Origin of the sequence: Vibrio chagasii, assembly GCA_041879415.1 — a bacterium.
Lineage (GTDB): Bacteria > Pseudomonadota > Gammaproteobacteria > Enterobacterales > Vibrionaceae > Vibrio.
In genome coordinates, this window is record CP090853.1 from 120057 (window position 1) to 144388 (window position 24332).

The following is a 24332-nucleotide window of genomic DNA, read 5'->3' on the forward strand; positions in this document are numbered from 1 at the left end:
TAAAAAAGGGGCCAATCAGCCCCCTTAATCTAAATTTTTTGATTTTAGGTCAACTGACCCTAGTTCTACTTTTATGCGTTTACTTTTGCAAGCTCTGCACGCATCTCATCAATCACTTCTTTATAATCTGGTTGATTGAAGATAGCTGAACCAGCAACGAACATATCTGCGCCCGCTTCTGCGATTTCACGAATGTTATCAACCTTTACACCACCGTCGATCTCTAGGCGAATATCACGACCAGACTCGTCAATCAGCTTACGAACCGCGCGCAGCTTATCAAGCGTGTGAGGAATGAAAGATTGACCGCCGAAACCTGGGTTCACAGACATCAATAGAATCATGTCTACTTTGTCCATGATGTAATCTAGGCAAGATAGTGGTGTTGCAGGGTTTAGAACCACGCCCGCTTTACAGCCGTGCTCTTTGATCAATTGTAGAGTGCGATCGATGTGCTCTGATGCTTCTACGTGGAAGGTAATCATCGATGCGCCAGCTTTTGCAAACTCAGGCACGATGTTATCAACTGGCTTCACCATTAGGTGAACATCGATTGGAGCAGTAATACCGTAGTCACGCAGTGCTTTACAGATAGGCGCGCCAAAAGTCAGGTTAGGTACGTAGTGGTTATCCATCACATCAAAGTGCACAACGTCGGCACCGGCTGCGAGTACTTTTTCAACGTCTTCACCAAGACGAGCAAAATCTGCAGACAAAATTGATGGAGCGATTAGAAAATCTTTCATACCAAACCTCTTAAGAGTAAGTAAATTGCGAGTTCACCGCCTTGGTGGCACCTCATACGCATACAAGATTCAACCCCAAGACTATTTGGTGTGCAATTCTACCTAAGCACCTAGGCAGATCCTAGCAGTTCGAAAGATTAGTTTAAGAAAGTACCTGTTGGTCACTCAATTTGAGGTGTTCGAGGTTATTCTGCTGCAGCGTGTTGCTGGTTTTTATCTTGATGAAACAGTGCGAGTAGCTCATCCACTTTATTACGACCAGCGCCATTTCGGCTGATGGTGCGTTTAACCTTCACTACGTTCAACTCTGCACCATGATACAAGCGACGCGTTAATGTCGTGTCGTGGTTAGAAATCAAAACAGGGATGCCGCGTTCAGTCGCCGCTTTTTCAGCAACGTCAGCCAGTGCTGCTTGATCATCTAAGCTGAAGCCATTACCTGCGTAAGAGGTAAAGTTAGCGGTATTTGAGAGCGGTGCGTACGGAGGATCGCAGTAAACCACGCAACCTTTACGGGCACGGCTAAAGGTCTCATGGTATCCCTCACACACGAAGGTGGCCTTTTTCGCTTTCTCAGCAAAAAACTCCAGCTCGGCTTCTGGGAAGTAAGGTTTTTTGTAAGAACCAAACGGAACGTTAAAACCGCCTTTCTTGTTGTAGCGACACAGGCCATTGAAGCCAAATCGGTTCATGTACAAGAAAGCAAGTGAGCGATACATAACATTGTCAGTATCGTTGAACTGAGCTCGAATATCTAAGAAGGCTTCTTTGCGGTTGTTCTCAGGGCAGAACCAACGCTTTGCTTCCGCAATGTAGGTCTCAGGGTCGGTTTTAAGTAGGTTGTACAGGTTGATAAGATCGGGATTGATATCAGCCAGTAGGTACTGTTCGTAGTCCGTGTTCAAAAACACAGAACCAGCACCAACAAATGGTTCTACCAATTTACGAGCAGGTGGCAGGTGACGTTGGATGTCTTCAACTAGGCCATATTTACCACCAGCCCATTTTAGAAAGGCACGCTGCTTTTTCATTTACTGCTCTATCTATCAACACAAAAATACGGCTGCGGAATGTAACATATTTTGAGACTAAGCTCAGGGTTATTTCGCACGTTCTATCTCTCGATGCACCTGATTCATCGATTTTGCCCAAGGTTCTAACTGTTGAAGTGGTTTCGAGAGTGTACTTACCGCATCTCGCGCCACCTGAATCGTCGGGTAATCTTGGTAAGTGATAATAAACCACTTGGTATCGCTACGCAGAGTTGGGTAAATACGAACCTTGTTCTCTAGGTCGTATTCTTCGATGAAAGATTGCACATCCTCCAGTGAAGTCATCGCACTCAGCTGTAAGGTGTACGCTCGTGGCGAGATAGCTTGTAGCTCCTCTCGAGCAAACGAGAAGGTGATCTTCTTAGTCGGAGGCGTTGATTCAGTTAAGTCAGACTCTTCATCAGCTGGAGCAACCGCTTCAGCGTCAGCCTGTGAATTAGCCTCTACTTGAGTGTTCTCTTCAACCGCAGCATCAATGGCGCTGGTATCAGCACTCTGAGCTTTATCATCCAGTAGAGCATCAACCACATCCGAAGTAATCACGACACGCTGTTGGTCTTGCTCAACCTCACCTACGCTAGCCGTCTCTTCCACTACAACCGGTGGCAAAGATGAACTGTCATCATCAGCGCCTTGATAACTGATGTCAGTTGACGTTTCAGTGTCTACCACTCCCTCAACACCAGCTTGTTCTGAGCCACTGTCCACTTCAAAGGTTGGAATAGCAGTCTGCTCGATTGGTGCGATCAGAGATTGCGCTTTGTCATCCGGGGTCGGTTGGCTGAACATCCACCAATAACCACCACCAATTAACAACAGCAACAGGGCTACCACAATCGCGATATTGATTGGTGAGCCAATGATTGAGCGAATAATAATCCTTTTTTCCACTTTCAATTCTCCTAAAGCCATTAACTCGCCAGGCAGAGGTTGCGCTTTGTTAAACGCACGTCGCACACGAGTTTCAGACTCATCATCCACATATCGAATCACCAGTGATTCAAAGAAATGTTCAGCTTCTGGTTGCGAAAGGTCATCGATCTCAAGATCGATAGGCTTGTGTTGTTGGCCGTAACTTAGACGTGTGAGTAAGGTATCTAGGTGACCAATTTCTGAGAAAAGAACGACATTGATCGTCCATTGGGGATTAGCTTGAGCTTCCAGTACCAACATCCATAGTTCGGATACCAATAGCTCAGAGAGTCGGTGGGCATCATCGACAACGATAACCACACTACACGGCTCACCATCCAGCAACCTTGCTAGGCTATCAGATAAGGAGTCATGTTGATTAAATAGCGGATCAGAAACAATTTGGCTAAGAATAAGCGCGCGGCGTTGTTGGTCGTCTTGGCTTGGATGACAAAGCAGTAAACACTGATTTTTTTCTGTCGCCCACGCTTCGAGATAACGCTGTGCTAACCAAGAACGGCCAGAGCCAGGTTTACCAGCCACCGTTACTAGATTTGAACCAAAGTTAGTCAAAAGCTGTAAGCGCTCTAGCAGCTCAACTTGAGACTCTAACTCTAATACTCTTAATTCATGAGCCAAACTCATTGCGGATCCCTACTGATTAGATCGATCAGTAAAACGCTTCAGTTGCCTAGAGTTTAACTAGGCAACCTCACAACCAAATTTAAAGAGTACGGCAGAAATCAATCGCTTGTTTAATGATGTCCTGAGGAACATCAGCAACCACTTCAGCAGTACCAATACTTGTTGGCAATACCAGACGTAATTGACCAGACAGCACTTTCTTATCACGCATCATGTGCGTCATAAAGTCTTCAAAAGACATGCTTTCTGGCGTATGAACTGGCAGTTTCGCATTCTTGAGTATAGAAATAATTCGCTCAAGCTGCTGCTGAGTGATCAGTCCCTGTAACTGAGCAGTTTTCGCTGCCATTACAGTACCTGAAGACACAGCTTCACCATGTAGCCAATTACCATAGCCTAGTTCTGCTTCGATCGCATGACCAAATGTATGACCTAGGTTCAATAACGCTCTGATTCCTGACTCTTTTTCATCTAGAGCAACCACTTCAGCCTTAATTGCACAACAACGAGCAATTGCAGTAATCAGTGCTTGTTCATCAAGTTGATAAAGTTTCTCTAGATTCTGCTCCAACCAATCAAAGAAGGCTTCATCGTAAATGATGCCGTACTTGATGACTTCAGCAATGCCCGCTGCAAACTCACGCTCAGGAAGCGTTGATAAACAGTTGGTATCGATGATCACAGATTTTGGTTGGTAGAATGCACCGATCATGTTCTTACCAAGAGGGTGGTTTACTGCGGTTTTACCACCAACAGAAGAGTCCACTTGAGAAAGAAGCGTTGTCGGGATTTGAATGAAATCAATACCACGCTGGTAACAAGATGCAGCAAAGCCGACCAAATCACCGATAACCCCACCACCTAAAGCAATCACCACCACATCGCGGCTGTAATTTCCTTCAAGCATGTAGCTCATCACTGAATTGAACGTTTCAAGCGTTTTGTATTGCTCACCATCAGGTAACTCTAGAAGAGATGTCTGACAGCCAACTTGATCCAGTAAAGATAGAATTTTATCAGCGTAAAGAGGCGCTACTGTCACATTACTGATAACAACGACTTTCTGCTTGCCTGATAAAAAAGAAAGGTACGCCGGGTCGTCAAATAACCCGGCGCCGATAGAGATAGGGTAGCTACGCTCAGCTAGATTGACCGTAATCCGTTCCATGGGTTTGCTCTCCGAAAAAAATGAACTTAACGTTCTTCTAGCATTTTTACGATCTGGTTGGCTACCACTTTTGCACTTTGGTCGTCAGTACGAACTGTGTAGTCCGCCACTTCTTCGTATAGTGCATTGCGAGATACAGCTAGATCTTCTAGCACATCACGCGGGTTGTCTGTTTGAAGTAGAGGGCGTTTCTTGTCGCGGTTTGTGCGAGCAAGTTGCTTTTCAATTGTTGTCTCTAGGTATACAACAATGCCTCGTGCAGATAGACGGTTACGGTTTTCTTTGCTCATCACTGAACCACCACCTGTCGCTAGAACAATACCTTGCTCTTCAGTCAGATCGTTGATTACAGATTCTTCGCGCTTACGGAAACCTTCTTCGCCCTCAACATCAAAAACCCATGCGATGTCTGCGCCAGTGCGCTCTTCAATCACAGTGTCAGAGTCTAGAAACTCCATATGAAGTTGGGAAGCTAGGTGTCTACCAATTGTACTTTTGCCGGCGCCCATTGGGCCAACAAGAAAAATATTGCGTTTCTCAGCCATGTTTTTAGCAGTAATTTACAACGTTAATTCAATGACATCGCCACAAGGTAGGTCAGTACAAGTACTGAAATTAAAAGGCCCGTGGCACCGATTCCTCACAGATAATTCGTGATAAGACCCGAAATTATCAAGGTTAGGTGCCACTAATGCAACTTTATTTTTAATCTAATTGTACGTTACTGAATCACAACTTTAGGTGTAACAAAGATAAGCAGTTCACTTTTACCCACATTTTCGTAGCTGCGGCGGAACAATGCACCCAATAAAGGAAGGTCTCCCAACAGAGGAACTTTATCGACTGTACTACTGACACTGTGTTGAAATATTCCACCAAGAACAACGGTTTCACCATTATTAACAAGCACTTGCGTACCTATCCTTTGGGTATCTATCGCGACCGCCTCCCCAGTTCCTGTTTTCACCACTTGCCCAGGCCTATCCTGAGTCACACTCAAATCCAGAACCAAGCGATTGTCTGGCGTGATTTGAGGGGTAACTTTCAAACTCAACACAGCTTTCTTAAATGCGACGGACGTTGCACCACTCGAAGAGGACTCTAAGTAAGGAATTTCAGTACCTTGCTCAATGTAAGCCGGCTTTTTATTGGTGGTGATTAAGCGTGGGCTAGAGATGATCTCCGCCTTAGACTCTTGTTGCAGTGCCGATAACTCAAGATCGAGCAGCGTATCTGAGCCTAACTTGGCCACCTGAAACGCAATACTCGAGGCATTTGGCGATGTCGCCGCCAAATTCACATTAAGGTAATCATCAATCACGCTGCTGCCACCATCATCATAAGGTGTAATGGCTGACGGGTGGTTGCCTTCAATTGAACCACCAACAGTGAAGCTTCCGTTGGTCGATGAAACGCCCCAGCGCACGCCGAGTTCATCAAGGTTACCTTCGGTGACGGTAACAATGCGCGCCTCTATCTGAACCTGCTTCACGGGAATATCTAGCGACTCAATAATGCCGCGAATCACCGCAATGTTCTCTTCCAACTCGCGAATCAGCAAAGAGTTCGTGCGTTCATCTATGGTAATTGAGCCGCGATCAGACAACATGCTCACCGCCCCTTCACCGCCAATCATGTCGGCAATATCGGTGGCTTTGGCAAAGTTAATCTTGATGATTTCTGATTTAAGTTCCCCAAGCTCTTCTTCTAAGCGGGATTTTTCGAGCGCTTGCTGTTCTCTCAGATCCAGTTCTGCTTTGGGAGCGACCAAGATAACGTTGCCATCAACGCGCTTATCCAAGCCCTTAACTTGCAAGATAATGTCGAGAACTTGCTGCCAAGGAACACCATCCAAACGTAGCGTCAGGTTACCCGCGACCGAGTCTGATACCACCAAGTTGAACTCATTGTAGTCAGCAATCAACTGAAGGACATTTCGAACTGGGATATCTTGGAAGTTAATCGATATCAGCTTACCTTCTTTTTCAAGTACGCTTTTCTCCGTCGCAACTTCTTCAATTGTAGGCTTACTGATCACCACCTCGATAAATCGCCCCTTGAGGTCATATTCGTATTGATAGTCACTGTTAATCGTTGCCAATAACCGAGTGCTTGGTGTCTCTTTGTATACTTCAATACCCTCAACCAGAGTCGCGAAGTCTTTGACGTCCAAAAGGTAGAGCTTGTCATCATCCACTTCTGTATTGATAAGTTCGATGCTCAAGCCTTCTTGTGCTCGCTGAACATCAACGACCGCGCTGCTGGTTGCTAGCTCAATAATAATGACAGCGTCTTTATCCTTGTTAACTCTAAAATCAATGTTCTCTAATTTATTGGACGAGCTCTCTGCGTAGCCAAATACGCTAAAAACCAACATCATAGACACAGCAAAACCTTGTAGAGCTTTGCTCACTAATCCACTTATTCCTTTATTCATATTTACATCTCATATCCACATCATGTGACATTGGTTTATTTCAGAGCCAGCCTAACGTTGCGCTTATGCCAACAACCTAAGCCATCTGGAAGAGTTTCATTAATCAGAACGTACTGGCTCGTCACCTTAGTAACTCGCCCGTTGTTTAAGCCGATAAACTGGCCTTTTTTCACATTGACGACATTGCCCTTAGGCGTCTGTACAAGCCCAAACACACTCGTTCCACTGCCCATCACACCTTTCAAGCGCAATTTACTCAGTGGATATTTCTCCAACTTGCCACTGCGAGCACGGGCGCTGGGTTGCCAGCAATCTTTCTTCACCAAGGGCTGGTTTTGCACAATCGCTTCTTTGGGTAACTCAAAGGGGGGGCGAAAAGCACGTCGTTGATAGGTAGCGGCTGAGAACTCAGTCGCAGGAACAAGCTGCTCAACTTCTTTTTTCGCTTTGAGCTCAACCTGCACCACGAAGTCTTCTAGTGAGTCTTGATTGGCTTTGCAGCCTGACAAGATCAGCAGTAACAACGTTGAATAGAGCGCGCTATTGAGCCTCATCGTTGACCTCCGACTTAAACTGGTAGGTATAAGCTCGAACCCTAAAGTGAAGTGTGCTGCTTTCTTGGCTAACTCTCTGCCAACTCACATCATCAAAGCTGATGATTCGCGGGAGCTTGGCGATAGCTGCAGAGAAATCACCAATCTCGTGGTAATCACCCGTCAGTTCAATGTTAAGAGGTAAACGGTATAGAAAGGCTTTGTTCTGTTTTTCGCCCCAGTCGATTCGGGTAAAGGTGAGTGAGTTGTCTAAGCCAAGCTCATTAACTGATGCCAACATGCTCGCCAACTCCTTTTGCACAGGCAGCTGTTCTAACAGGTAATCATAGCGACTGGTTAGTTCATCCAGTTGGCCTTGAAGTTTAGGTAAAGCGGCAACCTTATTGGCTTTGATGCGCAGTGTTGCTTTCAAGGTCTGCTCTTGCTGCTTCATCTGTTGTAGCTCATCATTCAAGGGCAGAATATAGAACCAGGTTCCCAGCCCTTGAATGAGCGCCACCAGCAATAGAATCACCAATAACTGAGGCAACAGTGGCCACTCGGTGATCTCATCAATATCAAGCTCTTGCAGGCTCATCATGTTTTGAAAGCTAGCCATGGTTAGCCCCCTTACCCTTTCGATGTGCAGTTGTGCTCTCTAATGACACAGGGCTGAACACGAAAGACACCTTGAAGGTCTGAAACTCTTTATTGAATCGCTTACGGTTATGGACAATAGAGTGCATCTCGACCCCTTTGAGGGATTCAGAGCGTTCTAAGTTATCCAGCATGGTGGCGAGACGAGCGGTACTGTCACTGATGCCCGCCATCTCAATCTCTTGGCCGTTCATCTTTATCTTGTCGACATACACGCCCTCAGGAATCAGCTCCGGCATCAAGTTCATAAAGTCGGTGGTTTTATTGCGACCGAGCTGCAAAGACTCCACGACATCAAGTCGAGTCAAAATGGCTTTGTGCTCTTGCTCCGCGACTTTGAGTGACTGAATCTGTCGGTCGAGCCCTGCAATGTATTGGTTGAGATAATTAAGACGAGCTTGCTGTTTAGCCTGTTGATCATGGAAATAGTTTCCGACGGCCCATTGCCCAGCCCCAGCCACAATCACGCCAAGGATAACTAAATGGATAAAACGCTTTCGGTGTTGAGCACGAATCTCATCTCGCCAAGGTAGCAGATTAATTTGATGCAACATGCTTCTCTCCCTGCCATTTAAGTCCGCTCATTGCCATACCCGCAGCAATACCAAAATGTTGCCAATCCATTTGCAGGCGGCGCTTCCTCGCGACCTTATTTTCAAACAGGGATAAAGGATTCAATGATTCACAGCTCAGCTGAAAATGGCGCTCAAGCTCTTCAGTCACCATTGGCGTACTGGCCCCCTCGCCCATTAACCAAATACCAGAGATAGGTTGGTGAGCATTCACCGAGGAATAGAGCTGCAACTGACGTTTGAGCTTTTCAATCAAGTTAACGATAAATTGATGAGTGTCCTGAGCACTGCCAAACGCAGCCTCGATATCATTGGGATTCTCGATACTGCAAAGGTCTTGCGTGCCAAAGGCGATGTCTTTATAGAAAGGGGCTGCTCCGTGAGGAATGATGCCCAGCGAGGTTTGATCAACACCAATGTCCACCAACAGCCAATTGTTTTTCTCTGGGTACAAGCGTGAGGCAAGCTGCCACACATGAAGCAAACCATGCGCCTGCGTATCAACGACAACAGGTTTAAAGCCAGCCTTGGTTAATGCCTCTGCTCGGCTATCGACCACTTCTTTACGTGTAGCATAAACCTGATAACTGCTCGTCGAACCTTTACCAAATCGTTTGTCTTCCAGCTTCACAAAATCTAAACTCAGCTCCTCGATGGGAAAAGGAGATTGATGGGCGAAGGTTTGATAAATCGAAAACTCTTTCTCTCTGTCTTCGAGTTCACTCTCAATTTGCAGTACCTTGCTGATCACCGTGTTATCAGGTACCGAAATGGCGACATTACGACAGCCGAAAGGCAGCCCTTTCCTAAGTTCTTTGAGTTTCTTAACAGTTTTCTGATACTCCAAAGTATGGTTAGCTGTAAAAATGTCGTCCGAAATCGGCAGCTCTTTGTATCCCACTAGGGCATACAATTCCCCCACGGGTTTTAGCACCACAGCTTTGATGCTGTGGTGATTTATATCTATACCTGTAATTAATGATGAACCCATGTGACCTAGCTCCTGAAGTGCCAAGCATTTCGTTGATTATCTAGGGGTTGTGATTATTAGTTAAATAAGCGTTAATAAACGAAAGCTAATTTTTTAGCCTAGAGTACAAGGGTTTGCTGCTTATCAGCCTTAACTAATCAGGGATTATCCGGTGAAGTTCATAAAGCGATTATTCATATTTACATTGATTTGCATGATTCTTGGAGTCAGTACAATTTTTGGGTTTTATTACTACGTAAAACCAGAGTTGCCTGATGTTGCCACTTTGCGCGACGTAGAACTCCAAACTCCAATGCAGGTCTTCAGCCAAGACGGTAAGTTGATCTCCCAATTTGGTGAAAAACGTCGTATTCCAGTGACTTATGACGAGATCCCTCGCCACTTAGTTGAGGCTTTGATTGCTACCGAGGATAGCCGTTTCTACGAACACCCTGGTATTGACCCAATCGGCATTACTCGTGCAGCTATCGTAGTCGCGATGTCAGGTTCGGCAAAACAAGGTGCGAGTACCATTACTCAGCAGCTTGCGCGTAACTTCTTCTTATCTAATGAGAAAAAGATCATGCGTAAGATTAAAGAGATCTTCATTGCGATCCATATTGAGCAACTGCTGAGCAAAGAAGAGATCATGGAGCTTTACGTTAACAAGATCTTCCTTGGTCACCGTTCGTATGGTTTTGGCGCAGCAGCACGCGTTTACTTTGGTAAAGATCTTCCGGATCTTACGCTGAGTGAGATCGCAACTCTGGCTGGTATGCCGAAAGCACCATCAACCATGAACCCTATCTACTCTATTGAACGTGCGACTAACCGTCGTAACGTTGTATTGCGTCGTATGCTCGACGAGAAATACATCACTCAAGCCGAGTTTGATGAAGCGAGTAATGAACAGCTTGTATCAAAGTACCACGGTGCAGAGATCGAACTGAGCGCACCATACGTGGCAGAAGTAGCCCGTGCTTGGATGGTTGAACGCTACGGTGAAGACGCATATACCTCTGGTATGAAGGTCTACACAACCGTTGATTCGAAGCTGCAAAAAGCGGCAAACCAAGCTGCGATTAAGAACCTACTTAGCTACGATGAGCGTCACGGTTACCGTGGTGCTGAAAAAGTACTTTGGCAAACCGCTCAATCGGCTTGGGATCACGACAAGATCGTTAAACACCTTAAGTCTCAACCAACTTATGGTGACTTAGTTCCTGCTGTAGTGACTGCTGTTGATTCAAAAAGCGCTAAAGTATGGGTGAAGAATCAAGGCGAAGGCACGATCGAATGGCAAGGTATGAATTGGGCGCGTAAGTTCCTAACAGACGACCGCCAAGGTCCAGCACCTTCTCAAGCAAAAGAGATTCTTGCAGTTGGTGAACAAGTTTGGGTACGTCATGAGGCGATCACAGGTGACGAAGTCTCTGAGGAAGCAACAGAAGAGTCAGTAACAGCAGAATCTGACACTCCAGTGGTTTGGCGTCTAAGCCAAGTACCAAATGCCAACACTGCATTCGTGGCAATGAATCCAAACAACGGCGCTGTATTGTCGATGGTGGGTGGCTTTAACTTCGTACACAACAAATTCAACCGTGCGACGCAATCTATTCGTCAAGTGGGTTCTGGTATCAAGCCTTTCATTTACTCAGCTGCAATTGAAAAAGGTTTAACGCTAGCTTCTCTTATCAACGATGCACCAATCAACCAATGGGATAAGAGCCAAGGTACTGCATGGCGACCAAAGAACTCGCCACCAACTTACGTCGGCCCTACTCGTTTACGTATTGGCTTAGCTCAATCGAAAAACGTAATGGCGGTACGTGTACTGCGCGAAGTTGGCTTAGATGACACTCGTAACTACCTAACTCGCTTTGGTTTTGATATCGATGAAGTGCCTCGTTCTGAAACTATTGCACTAGGTGCTGGTAGCTTAACGCCAATGAAAGTAGCGCAAGGTTACTCAGTATTCGCTAACGGTGGTTACTACGTTGAACCTTTCTACATCAGCCGCGTTGAGACTCCATTTGGCGAGACTGAGTTTGAAGCAACACCAAAAGTGGTCTGCAAAGAAGATTGCAAACAAACCATCACGACCGATCCAATGGCGGATGAATTTGCCGAGCAAGATGTGGATGCGAAAGTTCAATACGCTCCTCAAGTTATCTCTGAGCAGAACGCATTCCTAGTTCGTGAAATGATGTACAGCAACATCTGGGGCGGCGGTGATTGGAGTGCGGGTACAGGTTGGAACGGTACAGGTTGGCGTGCTCAACCACTGAAACGCCGTGATATTGGCGGCAAAACAGGTACAACTAACGACTCGAAAGATACTTGGTACAGCGGCTATGGCCCAGGCATGGTTGCAACAGTATGGGTTGGTTTTGATAACCACAACCGTAACCTAGGTCGTACTAAAGCGAACTCTAACCTTGGTAAGAATCAGATTACTGGTGCGGAAGCTGGTGCTAAGACAGCAGAGCCTGCATGGGTAGACTTCATGGGTACTGCACTGGCCGGTGTTCCAGCGCAACGCAAAGAGATTCCAGAAAACATCGTTCGTGTTCGTATTGACCGTGATACAGGCTTACTGACCAACAAGTACGATAGCTCATCAATGTTTGAGTACTTCGAGAAAGGCACGGAGCCAACTGAGTACATCACTGAGCGCTTCAATGATGATATCTACTCCACCTCTTCAGGTGAAACGGTAGAAGAACTGTTCTAGGTAGGATTTGTTAAACCTAGCCACTTGAACAAATAAAAAGGGTTGATATGAATTCATATCAACCCTTTTTTGTATCTATTATGCGGAGGTTAAGCTAAACGATCTTCTCCAACTGAGTGCGAATCGTCTCTGCCAATTGCTCAAAGCGCCCTTTCAATGGAGAGCCCGGACGGTACGCAACCACAATGCGACGTGAAGGCGTTGGGTTTACCGCAGGCACGTAACACACACCATCTTTCTGCTTTTCTTTTGGTACTGATAATTGAGGTAGCAAGGTAATCCCCGCGCCTGCCGCAACCATGTTACGCAGCGTCTCTAAGCTGGTCGCTTTAAAGCGCTCATCATCTTTTGCTCCCGCAGCAAAACAGAACCCTAGGGCTTGGTCTCTTAAACAGTGACCATCACCTAATGCTAAGACTGTCTGTCCATTAAGTTGAAGCATATCTACTGTGTCCTGCTGAGCCCATTCATGGCCACATGGAACCGCGACACTTAATGGCTCGTCATACACATCAATCTCTTTGAACACCGCCGTTTCATCAACCGCCGCCAGTACCAAGCAGTCAAGCTTGCCATCTTCCAATTGGCTCACTAATTGATGAGTTTGCGCTTCATGCAGGTACAGCTCTAACTCGGGAAAGCTCTCTTTCAGGTGAGGAACAATCTTAGGCAGAATGTAAGGACCCACGGTTGGAATGAAACCAATGTGCATTGGTCCGGTCATCGCTTCACCGTGACCACTCGCCATATCCTTAAAAGTCTTCACTTCGTTGAGAATACGCTTGGCTTGTTCAACAAGTTGTAACCCTGATTCTGTAAATATGACCTTCCTTGGACTACGCTCGGTTAACTGAAGTCCGATTTCATCTTCTAGTTTGCGTATTTGACCGCTTAGTGTTGGCTGACTGACAAAGCACGCTTCTGCCGCTTTACGGAAGTGTTTGTGCTCTGCGAGCGCCACCAAGTATTCAAAGTCACGAATGTTCATGATCAGTCTCTTACCTCAGGTTTAATAAGAACAAGGGTTTTCATAGCAACATTTAAAAGAAAATGCTATTGATAGAATTTACCTATCAAAACCATAACATCAAACGATTAGAGCTATCAAAGAATTTATCTAATAATGGGCTCAACAAAACGAAACAGAGCAGCGAAAAGCGTTAAGCTCTACTAGAACAAAATTAAAATATCATTTAAGGAAATCAATATGTTTGCATCTAAAGAAGGTCAATCAATCCCTCAAGTAACATTCCCAACTCGCCAAGGTGATGCATGGGTTAACGTAACGACTGAAGAGCTATTCAAAGACAAAACAGTTATCGTATTCAGCCTACCAGGCGCGTTTACTCCAACTTGTTCGTCAAGCCACCTTCCTCGTTACAACGAACTACATTCAGTGTTCAAAGAGAGCGGTGTTGATGACATCCTTTGTGTTTCTGTAAACGATACGTTCGTAATGAACGCATGGAAAGCAGACCAAGAAGCAGAAAACATCACATTCATCCCAGATGGTAACGGTGATTTCACAGACGGCATGGGTATGCTAGTTGAGAAAAACGACATCGGCTTCGGCAAACGTTCATGGCGCTACAGCATGCTAGTCAAGAACGGCGTGGTAGAGAAAATGTTCATCGAAGAAGACGTACCAGGCGACCCGTTCAAGGTTTCTGATGCAGACACTATGCTGAACTACATTGCTCCAGAGCACAAAGAGCAAGAGTCAATCACAGTATTCACTAAGCCAGGCTGTCCTTTCTGTATGAAAGCGAAACAGAACCTAATCGACAAAGGTCTAAACTACGAAGAAGTAGTACTAGGTAAAGACGCTACTACTGTAAGCCTACGTGCAATCTCTGGTCGCACAACGGTTCCTCAAGTATTCATCGGTGGTAAACACATCGGTGGTAGCGAAGAGCTAGAAGCTTTCCTAGGCTAATCACTGCCAAAAGGCTAACCCACTCACTTGTGGGTTAGCTAACCCTATCGGGTTGAATCAAGCTTGTGGCTCGCATTAACCACAGTCACAAGCTAAACCTAATAAAATAGAACCACAAAACTGACCCGCTATCCTGACTCACTAAAAAGTATCACATGAGTTGGAGGGGTTCGTTCAAACTAAATTTAGCCATTGCGAGAAAATTATTATGAAACGAGTCAATGTAGATGTAGCAGTTATCGGGGGCGGTACGGCAGGTCTAGGATCATACCGCGCTGCAAAAGCACACACTGACAGTGTCGTGATGATTGAAGGCGGCCCTTACGGTACAACCTGTGCTCGTGTTGGTTGTATGCCATCTAAACTGCTTATTGCAGCTGCGGAGAGCGTACACCAAATCGAGAAAGCTCCGGCTTTTGGCGTTCACCCACAAGGCGATATCGTAATTAACGGTCGTGAAGTCATGGACCGAGTGAAGTTTGAGCGTGACCGTTTTGTTGGTTTTGTTTTAGAAGGCGTCGATGAAATCCCAGAGCAAGATAAAATCTCTGGCTACGCAAAATTCTTAGACAACAACACACTTCAAGTTGATGACCACACGGTGATCACGGCAAAGCGTATTGTTATCGCAACCGGCTCTCGCCCTGCATACCCTGCTGTTTGGAATGAACTTGGCGACCGCCTCATCATTAACGATGACGTGTTCAGCTGGGATGATTTACCAGAATCAGTTGCCGTATTTGGCCCAGGTGTAATTGGTTTAGAGCTTGGTCAGTCGCTACACCGCTTAGGTGTGAAAACCAAACTGTTCGGTTTGGGTGGTCAAGTTGGCCCAGTAACTGACCCAGAGATAATGGCTTACGCAGATAAAGCCTTCAATGAAGAGTTCTACCTCGATGCCGACGTGAAAATCGAAAGCATGAAGCGTATTACCACTGAATCGGGTGAGCCACGTGTCGAAATTCAGTTCATCAATAAGCAAGGTGAGCTAGAAACCAACATCGTTGAATACGTATTGGCAGCGACAGGCCGTCGCCCTAATACAGATAAACTTGGTCTAGAGAATACCTCTCTAGAGCTTGATGAGCGCGGTGTGCCAGTTGCAGACCACTACACACTGCAAACGTCGTTACCATCAATCTTTATTGCGGGCGACGCTAGCAACCAACTACCTTTGTTACATGAAGCAGCAGACCAAGCGCGCATTGCCGGCGACAACGCAGGTCGCTTCCCTGAGATTCGTGCAGGCCTACGTCGCTCTAAAATCTCAGCGGTTTTCTCTGACCCGCAAATCGCGATGGTTGGTGAAACTTACAAAGAGATCACTACCCGCTTAGGTACATGTGGTTGTTTCGCAACAGGTGAAGTTTCTTTCGAGAACCAAGGCCGCTCACGAGTGATGCTACGCAACAAAGGTATCCTGCACGTTTACGGCGAGCAAGGTACAGGTCGCTTCCTTGGTGCTGAAATGATGGGACCAAATGCAGAACACTTGGCGCACTTGTTAGCATGGGCACACCAAAACAAGATGACGGTTTCTGAAATGCTAGACATGCCGTTCTATCACCCAGTAATCGAAGAAGGCGTACGAACTGCACTACGTGACCTGAATGCGAAACTGCACCTAGGTCCAGAGATGGTGAAACACTGTCTAGACTGTGGTCCAGGTTGTTAATTTCGGTCGATTGAGACAGAACGCATAGATTAGATACTAAAAAGGAAAGCCATTGGCTTTCCTTTTTGTTTTTTGGCGACGAGCAAATAACAAATTCCCGATTACGCTCCTTCGTCGCTTTCGGGAATGACGTTGATTTAGTTAAGCAACTAAGCCAAAACTAATTCCGTCATTCCAGAACTAAGGGAAGAAGTATCTAGAGTCTCTGTCACACGTAAACAGAGATCCCCGACCACGCTCCTTCGTCACTATCGGGAATGACGTTGATTTATTTAAGCAACTAAACCAAAACTTAATTCGTCATTCCAGAACCGAGGGACGAAGTATCTAGAGTCTCTGTCACACATAAACAGAGATTCCCGACTACGCTCCTTCGTCACTATCGGGAATGACGTGATTTAGTTAAGCTACTAAGCCTAAACTTAATCCGTCATTCCAGAACCGAGGGACGGGGTATCTGGAATCTCTTAAAACCGTTACTTATCGCTAAATGCGAGATAATTACTTCTCAGCTGCAATCACAGAGATCTCAACCAGTAGTGCTTCGCGAGCCATGTCGCCAGTCACACATGCGCGAGCAGGAGCGTGACCTTCTGGAACCCATGCATCCCATACTGCATTCATTTCTTGGAAATCTTTCATGTCTTTCAAGTAAATCGTTGCTGACAGCATGTGCTCTTTGTCACTGCCAGCTTGCTCAAGTAACGCTTCCACTTTATCTAACATTGTCTGTGTTTGTTCTGTAATGCCTTTTGTTGCATCCGCACAAACTTGGCCACATAGGTAGATAGTACCGTTGTGTTTAACAATACGGCTCATGCGTTGCTTGGTTTCTTGGCGCTCAATCATCGATCTTCTCTCTCTATGTCACCGTGATCCAATATCTTGTGACGTGTTATTATCAGGGCAATAAGCATAACGCGAATCAAGCCCAAGATGACATGTCTTCATTGCAATAAAAATGAAAAAATCTTCAACAAACTCGGTCGTTGCCAACGTTGTATGAATCAGCTCACGGTGTTGTCGATATTGAGTTGGGGAATATGGTGGCTGTTTTTCAGGGAAGACCCAAAAACCATCAACGCCATCGCTTTGATGGTGGCAGCTTTCGCATTCAGTGGTTTATTGTCGCTGCATTGGATAATGAAGTTTTTGGTACTACCTTTGAGAAGCAAAAAGCGTTAGCTGAGGTATTTGTAGGACAGGCGATCATCTCAATTATCGAGCTATCACCTTTCACCAAACAGCAGATAGAAAAAAGCCCCAAAACCAATCGGTTTTGGGGCTTTCTTAGAAAATTCTAAGAAAAAGCAGTGGTACTTTAATAGACCGGGCTTTTCTTAGTTTGTTCCCAAAAAAGATCAGATTTTTGATCTTTTTTTTAGGACCCATAAAATCAAGGTGTTATGCAACATTAACCTTAGCAATTATCTGCTCGACTAAGTTCACTTCCAACGCGACTTCATCACATGCATGTTGGCGAGGGCACTGGTCACAATCTTTCAGTACCTTCTCAGGCAGCAGAGATTTCGATGTTGGTAAGAAGTCATGCTTCATAAAGAACTCAGGTGTACGAGTCAGTACAAACACTTTCTTAATCGCCATTTGGCGTGCTTTCTCAACCAAGTGCTGAACAATTGCGGTGCCCTGCCCTTGACCTTGCCAGCCAGCTTCAACGCCCAGTGAACGAATTTCCGCTAAACCAGAGTCATAGACATAGAGCGATGCACAACCGGTCACTTCACCATGATGTTCTGCGACGGCGAATGAGCCAATATCACGAACCAGTTCATTACGAGAGCGAGGCAGGTTTTCACCCATATTCGCCCAGTAAGCGACCATGCCTTCCAACGCTTCAATATCAGTCAAACGAGCAGGACGAACCTTAACGATAGAGGTATCACGCTGCGCCAAACGCTTCTCAGCTTGGTCAACCGCGTAAGCCACTTGCTTCGGTGATACACCACCTAGCGCACTACGTTTCTCAAGACACGATTCAATGGTCAGGATGTCGTACACATCCTCTTCTATCACCTCAGAGAACTCTTTCATCTCTGCGATGGTTAATTCTTCTAGCGCGCAGCCTTTCGCAATCGCCGCGACGACGGTTACACCAACAATATGGTGAGCTTCACGGAAAGGAATGCCTTTCGCTACTAGGTAATCAGCCAGTTCCGTAGAGTTTGCATAACCTTGCTTCGCCGCTTCAAGTGTACGCTCGCCGTTCACTTTGATGCCGTCAAAACACAGTGCCGCCATTTCCATACAGTCATTCCAAGTATCTAAAGCGTCGAACAGACCTTCTTTATCTTCTTGCATGTCTTTGTTGTAAGCCAAAGGCAGTGCTTTCACTGTCATCATCATGCCAGCAAGTGAACCGTATACACGGCCCGTTTTACCACGGATAAGCTCTAGTGCGTCTGGGTTTTTCTTCTGTGGCATCAGAGATGAACCTGATGTCACGGTATCCGCTAACTCGATGAAGTTTGATTCACCAGAGTTGTAGAAAATCATATCTTCCGCAAGACGCGAAAGGTGAAGCATAGAGATAGAAGCGATAGACATCAGTTCCATCACATGGTCACGATCAGATACTGAATCTAGAGAGTTGCGCGTTGCACGACGGAAACCTAAGTTGTGAGCTAACTCTTCACGGTCCATCGGGTAAGCAGTGCCAGCAAGGGCACCAGAACCCAGCGGACATGTATCTAGACGCTTAATCGCATCATTCAAACGCGAGTAATCACGCTCAAACATTTCAACGTAAGCTAAACACCAGTGAGCAAACGTTACTGGCTGAGCACGTTGAAGGTGAGTGTAACCAGGAAGCACGGTACCTTGATGCTGAGAAGCAACATTAACCATTTGGCTCTGCAGGCGATCAAGCGCTAGCAGTAGTTGGTTACCTTGCTGACGACACCATAATTTCAGGTCCGTCGCCACTTGGTCATTACGAGAACGACCTGTGTGAAGCTTCTTACCCAAATCACCGACTTTGCCGATAAGTTGTTGTTCAACCCAGCTGTGAATGTCTTCTGCATCAGAACGTAGAATCTGTTCAGGATCTTCCATCACCTCAAGTTTTAGCTCATTCAGCGCTAACTCAAGCTTCTGCTGCTCTTCTTCTGTTAATACGTTGACCGACAGTAGAGCTTTAGACCAGGCAATTGAGCCCACAATGTCTTGCTCAGCCAATCGGTAATCAAAACGAAGAGAATCGTTAAAATCTTTAAACCGTGTGTCTGCTGCTTGGGTAAATCTACCGCCCCATAATGCCATTGTGTATCTCCTAATTGCACAGTGCTCACTGTTTTTGCAAATGATAATTCTGATTAAGATTCAGTATTTTTCTGATGGTTTAAACTTACGGCAATTCAAAATGAAAATAAAGTATTAATTCATTTTTTTCACATATTTATTCACCAAAAGATTCATCCATTGATTCTTTACAGCGTAGAGCGCGAATTATATGCCATCCCATAGTAAAAACCGAAGCTGATTTATTAGGCGATTAGAAAGTAAAAGGCCCACTCACTAATCAATAGTGAGTGGGCTTTGCATAATCATGTCTGTTTACTGGCCTTCAATATTTCAGTGAAGGCTAGCTCACTAACTCATTGTTAGTATTACTTTTGACTATTTAGAGCACGGATACGGCTTGATAGCGAGTAAAGACGGATGAAGCCTTCAGCATGGCTTTGGTCGTAAACTTCATCTTCACCAAAGGTTGCAAACTCTTCTGAGTATAGGCTGTTGTCAGAACGCTTCTGAGTTACCGTTGCTTGGCCTTTGTAAAGCTTAACAACTACCTCACCGTTAACGTCTTGCGCTAGCTCTTCTGTCGCAGCAAGAATTGACTTACACAGTGGAGTGAACCAACGGCCATCGTACACAAGGTGAGAAGCTTTAACGCCTAGCTCTTCACGGAATTCAAATGCTGCTTTATCAAGAACCAGTTGCTCTACTGCACGCAGTGCTTCCATCATGATAGTGCCACCCGGAGTTTCGTAACAGCCACGTGACTTCATACCTACAAGACGGTTTTCTACGATATCGATACGACCAACACCGTGCTTAGCGCCCTTCTCATTTAGGTAAACCAGTGCGTTGTATGGCGTCATTGTTTCACCATCAACCGCAACCACTTCACCTTTTTCAACTTTAAGCGTCACTGTTTCAGATTCGTTTGGCGCTTGCTCTGGGTCTACCGTCCAAGCCCAACAATCTTCGTTTGGCGCATTCCATGTATCTTCTAGAACACCACCTTCTGTAGAGATGTGCCATGCGTTTGCATCACGCGAGTAGATCTTAGTCAGAGAAGCAGTACAAGGGATGTTACGCTCAGCTAGGTAATCCAGACACTCTTCACGGCTCACTAGATCCCATTCACGCCATGGTGCAATTACGTGTAGGTCTGGTGCTAGTGCAGCGAATGCACCTTCAAAACGAACTTGGTCATTACCTTTACCCGTACAACCGTGACACAGTGCGTCTGCACCTACTTTACGCGCAACTTCAACCTGTGCCTTAGCAATGATTGGACGAGCCATTGAAGTACCTAGTAGGTATTTACCTTCGTAGTAAGCACCGGTTTTTAGCGTTGGGAAGATGTAATCAGCAACCATTTCTTCTTTAAGGTCAGCGATGTAACACTCAGAAGCACCTGAAGCTTTTGCTTTTTCTTCAATACCTTCTAGCTCTTCAGCACCTTGGCCAACATCCGCGACAAAGGCCACTACTTCACAGTCATAGTTCTCTTTCAACCATGGAATAATTACTGATGTGTCTAGACCGCCAGAGTAGGCTACTACAACTTTCTTTACGTTAACTTTGCTCATTTTCTTTCTCCTAGTTTCCATACTGCACATGGCGGTCAGCGTTGGAAATGACTTCATAATTATATGTTTATTTAATTTGTCTAAATTCTTTAAGTAGTGGCTCGCAGTGAGACCTACTGAGGTAAAAACTGTGTTCCTATGCTTTTACCTGAAAACAGTTGTGTTAGCTTTTCTGGGTATCGCCACGTCGCGACTTCGATTGGTCGACCAAGGTCGTTAGCAGCTTCTAGTGCGGCTTGAACCTTTACGATCATGCCATCAGTAATCACTTTACCTTCGATAAGGTCATCAGCTTGCTGCTGGTTAAGGCTTGGAATTAGGTGACCCTTGCCATCTAGTACGCCACTTACATCAGAAAGCAGTACCAGCTCAGCATCAAGTGCACCAGCAACAGCAACCGCAGCTTGGTCAGCATTCACATTCATCAGTTGCCCTTGCTCAGTTAGACCAATTGAACTGATGATTGGCAGTGCGCCCGCATTCAGAATGGCTTGTAGAACGGTTGAATCACCTGGTTCAGCTTTGCCAACTGCGCCCAATTCAGGGTTCAATTCGCTCACTTTGCATAAACCACCATCTGCTAGGCTCAAGCCAACGGCATTAATACCGTCTTTAATCGCCTGACCTTGCAGTAATTTATTCGCCGTGCCCGCTAGCGCGCCAGCAATAACAGGGATCTGATCATAAGGAGTAACGCGCAGACCTTCTTTCTTAACGGTCTCAAGGTTCAACTTATTCATCAAATCATCAACAAGGTAACCACCGCCGTGAACAATCACGATAGGTCGTTGTGCTTGTTGTTGGTAAGCAGAGATAGCACCAAATAACTTGCTAAGTGTTTCACCACAAGATAGCGCAGCGCCACCTAACTTTATGATTAATGGTTGATTATTAAGGCTCATATCTAGATTCCTTTACACTAACGCAGTTAATGGCGCAAAACCATAACGTAAATTTAAACACTGCATCGCTTGGCTAGATGCACCCTTCAATAAGTTATCAATCGCTGAAACAACGATGATGTGTTGACCTTGTACCTTCCAACCTAAATCGCAGAAAGGTGTCTGTTCTACATCTTGGATTCTTGGCAATGTCTCTTCGAGTAACCTTACGGCTGGCTTGCCTTGGTAAGCTTGTTCAAAGGCATCTTGTACCTGTTGTTCTGTCACGCCTTGAGCCAGCTTCATAGTAATGGTCGCTAAAATGCCGCGCTTAAAGTTTCCTAGGTGCGGAGTGAAAATCACATCACATCCTAAATGTGCAGCCATTTCAGGTTGATGACGATGGTTAAACACACCATAAGCTTGCAGGCTCACTTCACAGAAGCTGTTGACCATGGTCGCCTTGCGCCCTGCTCCGCTTACGCCACTAGTCGCGTTAATCACAGGCCACTGGTTCTCGTCCAGTAACTTAGCTTCAACCAAAGGCTTAATCGCCAGTTGTGATGCCGTTGGATAACAACCTGCGACTGCAACAAGCTGAGCTTCTTTTATTTCTTGTTCGTTCCATTCAGCTAAGCCGTAAGCCGCTTTATCTAGCCACTGTTCGTGTTGGTGTTCAAAGCCGTAAAACTCCTGGTAGAAGTTTTCGCCTTTAACTCTAAAAGCACCCGATAGGTCGAATACTTGGCAATCATTCTCTAAAAAAATTGGTGCGAGGTCATGACTCACTTCATGTGCTGTCGCTAGGAAAATCACATCAGACTGTTTTGCCACTTCTTCTGGATTAGTCAGCGGCTGAACTGGCATATCAATCAAGCCTGCTAGCTTACCGTGTAGCGATGCAATAGGTTTACCTGCGTCTACACTATTGGCTGATACATACAAACCTGATAGCGTGAGCTCAGGGTGTCTGTTTATCATTAGAGCCAGTTCTGCTCCTGTATAGCCGCTTGCGCCAATGATCGTGGTTTTCAACATCTCAACACATCCATTTCTGAGGTAAGTTACATTTCAAAATTTGACTATTCATACTTAATTTTTAGCTTTATTTGATTTCTTATGCATTAAATATGATTTAATATGTGTTTTACCGACTTATAGTTTTCCTGTCAATAGTAGAAGTGAAGATATTATGCAATTACCGAGTTTCCTTGAGGTCTATAAAGGCCTAATTTCCACCGACTCTATTAGTTCTACGGATCCAAGCTGGGATCATGGCAACGAGAAAGTGATCGAAAAAATGGCTCAATGGTTTAAAGACCTTGGCTTTAGCGTAGAAGTCGTGGAAGTTGAGCCTGGCAAGCATAATATGATCGCTAAAATGGGCTCAGGTGAAGGCGGCTTATTATTGGCTGGACACAGCGATACCGTGCCATTTGATGAGGGGCGTTGGAATTTCGACCCTCACGCACTGACAGAACACAACAATCGCTTCTACGGATTGGGCACTGCCGACATGAAAGGTTTTTTCGCCTTTATTTATGAAGCAGTAAGAAAGATGGATTGGAGTAAACAGACCAAGCCACTTTATGTATTGGCAACCTGTGATGAAGAGACCACCATGCTAGGTGCGCGTCACTTCACTGAAAATGCACCGTTTAAACCGGATTACTGCATCATTGGTGAGCCAACTAGTCTAGTGCCGATTCGTGGTCATAAAGGCCATGTGGCGAATGCAGTGCGCGTAACCGGTAAATCAGGTCACTCTTCAGATCCAGCATTAGGCGTTAATGCCATCGAGATCATGCATGAAGTGCTGTTTGCTTTAATGCAGCTGCGCGACAAACTCATCAAAGAGTACCACCACCCGGGGTTCGCCATTCCAAGCCCAACACTAAACCTAGGCCATATTCATGGTGGTGACAGCGCTAACCGTATCTGTGGCTGCTGTGAGCTGCACTACGACGTACGCCCTCTGCCGGGTATCAGCTTAGACGGTTTAGATAACATGCTGCGCAGCGCGCTAAAAGAAGTAGAAGCGAAATGGCCGGGCAGAATTGAAATTACACCACTGCATGAACCTATCCCGGGTTACGAGTGTCAACACGATCATCCGTTTATCGGCGGCATGGAGTCGGTGTGTGAAGTTGAATCGCAAACCGTCAACTACTGCACTGAAGCGCCTTTCCTACAAGAACTATGTCCAACCTTGGTATTAGGCCCAGGTTCGATTGACCAAGCCCACCAACCAGATGAATTCTTAAGCTTTGATTTCATCGACCCAACGATTGATATTTTAGGTAAATCAATCCGTAAATATTGTTTCTAGTTATTGCTACCTCTACGATACTTTTTTATAAAAGCTGCCCCAAAAGGTGGCTTTTATTCTGTTATCCTCGCTATAAGCTGATCTTGTAATTAAATTTCACTTTATTCCTAAGTATTGAAAAATTTACTTCTCCCGCATTTCGAAAACTAATAATTGCAAACTTAGAATGCTTTATTTGACTAGATACAGCAGTTTTCGCTAGATTGTGTACTTAACAAGGAACAATGGATGTAATTTTTTTACGAGG

At 45.5% G+C, this 24332-nt stretch carries 21 protein-coding genes; 5 read left to right on the forward strand and 16 right to left on the reverse strand.

The genetic code is table 11. From position 1 onward, the window contains the following. Positions 1–71: 71 nt before the first annotated feature. The 10 genes from rpe to pilM form a co-directional block, all read right to left on the reverse strand. Positions 72–746 (reverse strand): ribulose-phosphate 3-epimerase, encoded by a 675-nt coding sequence (rpe, locus tag L0991_22765; GenBank protein XGB65602.1) that lies wholly within the window; start codon positions 744–746, stop codon positions 72–74. 185 nt (positions 747–931) lie between these two features. Further along, the gene (locus L0991_22770) at positions 932–1777 is read right to left on the reverse strand and encodes a Dam family site-specific DNA-(adenine-N6)-methyltransferase (GenBank protein XGB65603.1); all 846 of its coding nucleotides are present in this window, start codon (positions 1775–1777) and stop codon (positions 932–934) included. Positions 1778–1846: 69 nt separating this feature from the next. Continuing rightward, entirely contained in the window at positions 1847–3355 is a 1509-nt protein-coding gene (locus L0991_22775) for an AAA family ATPase (protein ID XGB65604.1), read from the reverse strand. Positions 3356–3434: 79 nt separating this feature from the next. Next, positions 3435–4523, reverse strand: a complete 1089-nt coding sequence (gene aroB / locus L0991_22780) for a 3-dehydroquinate synthase (protein XGB65605.1) — start codon at positions 4521–4523, stop codon at positions 3435–3437. A 26-nt stretch (positions 4524–4549) separates the two neighbouring features. After that, a complete protein-coding gene (aroK, locus tag L0991_22785; GenBank protein ID XGB65606.1) occupies positions 4550–5068 on the reverse strand; it encodes a shikimate kinase AroK in 519 nt (172 codons plus the stop codon). A gap of 176 nt (positions 5069–5244) precedes the next feature. Beyond that, positions 5245–6960, reverse strand: a complete 1716-nt coding sequence (locus L0991_22790) for a type IV pilus secretin PilQ family protein (protein XGB65607.1) — start codon at positions 6958–6960, stop codon at positions 5245–5247. Between the two features lie 35 nt (positions 6961–6995). Next, positions 6996–7514, reverse strand: a complete 519-nt coding sequence (locus tag L0991_22795; GenBank protein ID XGB65608.1) for a pilus assembly protein PilP — start codon at positions 7512–7514, stop codon at positions 6996–6998. Next, the gene (pilO, locus tag L0991_22800) at positions 7501–8112 is read right to left on the reverse strand and encodes a type 4a pilus biogenesis protein PilO (protein XGB65609.1); all 612 of its coding nucleotides are present in this window, start codon (positions 8110–8112) and stop codon (positions 7501–7503) included. The genes L0991_22795 and pilO overlap by 14 nt, the downstream gene beginning before the upstream one ends. Next, positions 8105–8704: a PilN domain-containing protein gene (locus tag L0991_22805; GenBank protein XGB65610.1), complete on the reverse strand. Its 600-nt coding sequence runs from the start codon at positions 8702–8704 to the stop codon at positions 8105–8107. Before L0991_22805 ends, pilO begins: the two co-directional genes overlap by 8 nt. Continuing rightward, positions 8688–9713 (reverse strand): type IV pilus assembly protein PilM, encoded by a 1026-nt coding sequence (pilM, locus tag L0991_22810; protein XGB65611.1) that lies wholly within the window; start codon positions 9711–9713, stop codon positions 8688–8690. The genes L0991_22805 and pilM overlap by 17 nt, the downstream gene beginning before the upstream one ends. 151 nt (positions 9714–9864) lie before the next feature. Here pilM and L0991_22815 point away from each other — a divergent pair, with 151 nt between their 5' ends. Then, positions 9865–12426 (forward strand): PBP1A family penicillin-binding protein, encoded by a 2562-nt coding sequence (locus L0991_22815; protein ID XGB65612.1) that lies wholly within the window; start codon positions 9865–9867, stop codon positions 12424–12426. Between the two features lie 94 nt (positions 12427–12520). Here L0991_22815 and oxyR read toward each other — a convergent pair whose 3' ends face one another. Further along, positions 12521–13414 carry a DNA-binding transcriptional regulator OxyR gene (gene oxyR / locus L0991_22820; protein XGB65613.1) on the reverse strand — a complete coding sequence of 298 codons (894 nt, stop codon included), beginning with the start codon at positions 13412–13414 and terminating at the stop codon, positions 12521–12523. 219 nt (positions 13415–13633) lie between these two features. Here oxyR and L0991_22825 point away from each other — a divergent pair, with 219 nt between their 5' ends. Together L0991_22825 and L0991_22830 are read left to right on the forward strand one after the other, a co-directional pair. Continuing rightward, positions 13634–14362: a glutathione peroxidase gene (locus L0991_22825; GenBank protein XGB65614.1), complete on the forward strand. Its 729-nt coding sequence runs from the start codon at positions 13634–13636 to the stop codon at positions 14360–14362. 208 nt (positions 14363–14570) lie between these two features. Continuing rightward, positions 14571–16037: a dihydrolipoyl dehydrogenase gene (locus L0991_22830; protein XGB65615.1), complete on the forward strand. Its 1467-nt coding sequence runs from the start codon at positions 14571–14573 to the stop codon at positions 16035–16037. 501 nt (positions 16038–16538) lie between these two features. On the opposite strand, the gene L0991_22835 is transcribed toward L0991_22830, so the two are convergent. Further along, positions 16539–16886: a RidA family protein gene (locus L0991_22835; protein XGB65616.1), complete on the reverse strand. Its 348-nt coding sequence runs from the start codon at positions 16884–16886 to the stop codon at positions 16539–16541. A gap of 87 nt (positions 16887–16973) precedes the next feature. Here L0991_22835 and L0991_22840 point away from each other — a divergent pair, with 87 nt between their 5' ends. After that, positions 16974–17222 carry a DUF3624 domain-containing protein gene (locus L0991_22840; protein ID XGB65617.1) on the forward strand — a complete coding sequence of 83 codons (249 nt, stop codon included), beginning with the start codon at positions 16974–16976 and terminating at the stop codon, positions 17220–17222. Positions 17223–17441: 219 nt separating this feature from the next. On the opposite strand, the gene argH is transcribed toward L0991_22840, so the two are convergent. From argH to argC, 4 genes are all read right to left on the reverse strand, one after another. Further along, entirely contained in the window at positions 17442–19316 is a 1875-nt protein-coding gene (gene argH, locus L0991_22845; GenBank protein ID XGB65618.1) for an argininosuccinate lyase, read from the reverse strand. A 347-nt stretch (positions 19317–19663) separates the two neighbouring features. Next, positions 19664–20875, reverse strand: coding sequence for an argininosuccinate synthase (locus L0991_22850; GenBank protein XGB65619.1), 1212 nt, complete (start codon positions 20873–20875; stop codon positions 19664–19666). A gap of 113 nt (positions 20876–20988) precedes the next feature. Then, positions 20989–21777: an acetylglutamate kinase gene (gene argB / locus L0991_22855; GenBank protein ID XGB65620.1), complete on the reverse strand. Its 789-nt coding sequence runs from the start codon at positions 21775–21777 to the stop codon at positions 20989–20991. Positions 21778–21789: 12 nt separating this feature from the next. After that, positions 21790–22794 (reverse strand): N-acetyl-gamma-glutamyl-phosphate reductase, encoded by a 1005-nt coding sequence (gene argC, locus L0991_22860; GenBank protein ID XGB65621.1) that lies wholly within the window; start codon positions 22792–22794, stop codon positions 21790–21792. Between the two features lie 154 nt (positions 22795–22948). Here argC and argE point away from each other — a divergent pair, with 154 nt between their 5' ends. Then, entirely contained in the window at positions 22949–24085 is a 1137-nt protein-coding gene (gene argE / locus L0991_22865; protein ID XGB65622.1) for an acetylornithine deacetylase, read from the forward strand. Positions 24086–24332: the final 247 nt, after the last annotated feature.

Excerpts from the sequence above, each read along its gene's own strand:
- L0991_22825 (XGB65614.1), top strand. The coding sequence starts at position 13,634 with ATGTTTGCATCTAAAGAAGGTCAATCAATCCCTCAAGTAACATTCCCA.
- aroB (XGB65605.1), bottom strand. The coding sequence starts at position 4,523 with ATGGAACGGATTACGGTCAATCTAGCTGAGCGTAGCTACCCTATCTCT.
- L0991_22835 (XGB65616.1), bottom strand. The coding sequence starts at position 16,886 with ATGATTGAGCGCCAAGAAACCAAGCAACGCATGAGCCGTATTGTTAAA.
- L0991_22770 (XGB65603.1), bottom strand. The coding sequence starts at position 1,777 with ATGAAAAAGCAGCGTGCCTTTCTAAAATGGGCTGGTGGTAAATATGGC.
- L0991_22775 (XGB65604.1), bottom strand. The coding sequence starts at position 3,355 with ATGAGTTTGGCTCATGAATTAAGAGTATTAGAGTTAGAGTCTCAAGTT.
- aroK (XGB65606.1), bottom strand. The coding sequence starts at position 5,068 with ATGGCTGAGAAACGCAATATTTTTCTTGTTGGCCCAATGGGCGCCGGC.
- L0991_22850 (XGB65619.1), bottom strand. The coding sequence starts at position 20,875 with ATGAGCAAAGTTAACGTAAAGAAAGTTGTAGTAGCCTACTCTGGCGGT.
- argH (XGB65618.1), bottom strand. The coding sequence starts at position 19,316 with ATGGCATTATGGGGCGGTAGATTTACCCAAGCAGCAGACACACGGTTT.
- argE (XGB65622.1), top strand. The coding sequence starts at position 22,949 with ATGCAATTACCGAGTTTCCTTGAGGTCTATAAAGGCCTAATTTCCACC.
- L0991_22830 (XGB65615.1), top strand. The coding sequence starts at position 14,571 with ATGAAACGAGTCAATGTAGATGTAGCAGTTATCGGGGGCGGTACGGCA.
- L0991_22790 (XGB65607.1), bottom strand. The coding sequence starts at position 6,960 with ATGAATAAAGGAATAAGTGGATTAGTGAGCAAAGCTCTACAAGGTTTT.
- oxyR (XGB65613.1), bottom strand. The coding sequence starts at position 13,414 with ATGAACATTCGTGACTTTGAATACTTGGTGGCGCTCGCAGAGCACAAA.
- L0991_22795 (XGB65608.1), bottom strand. The coding sequence starts at position 7,514 with ATGAGGCTCAATAGCGCGCTCTATTCAACGTTGTTACTGCTGATCTTG.
- argC (XGB65621.1), bottom strand. The coding sequence starts at position 22,794 with ATGTTGAAAACCACGATCATTGGCGCAAGCGGCTATACAGGAGCAGAA.
- pilO (XGB65609.1), bottom strand. The coding sequence starts at position 8,112 with ATGGCTAGCTTTCAAAACATGATGAGCCTGCAAGAGCTTGATATTGAT.
- L0991_22840 (XGB65617.1), top strand. The coding sequence starts at position 16,974 with ATGACATGTCTTCATTGCAATAAAAATGAAAAAATCTTCAACAAACTC.
- L0991_22805 (XGB65610.1), bottom strand. The coding sequence starts at position 8,704 with ATGTTGCATCAAATTAATCTGCTACCTTGGCGAGATGAGATTCGTGCT.
- pilM (XGB65611.1), bottom strand. The coding sequence starts at position 9,713 with ATGGGTTCATCATTAATTACAGGTATAGATATAAATCACCACAGCATC.
- rpe (XGB65602.1), bottom strand. The coding sequence starts at position 746 with ATGAAAGATTTTCTAATCGCTCCATCAATTTTGTCTGCAGATTTTGCT.
- argB (XGB65620.1), bottom strand. The coding sequence starts at position 21,777 with ATGAGCCTTAATAATCAACCATTAATCATAAAGTTAGGTGGCGCTGCG.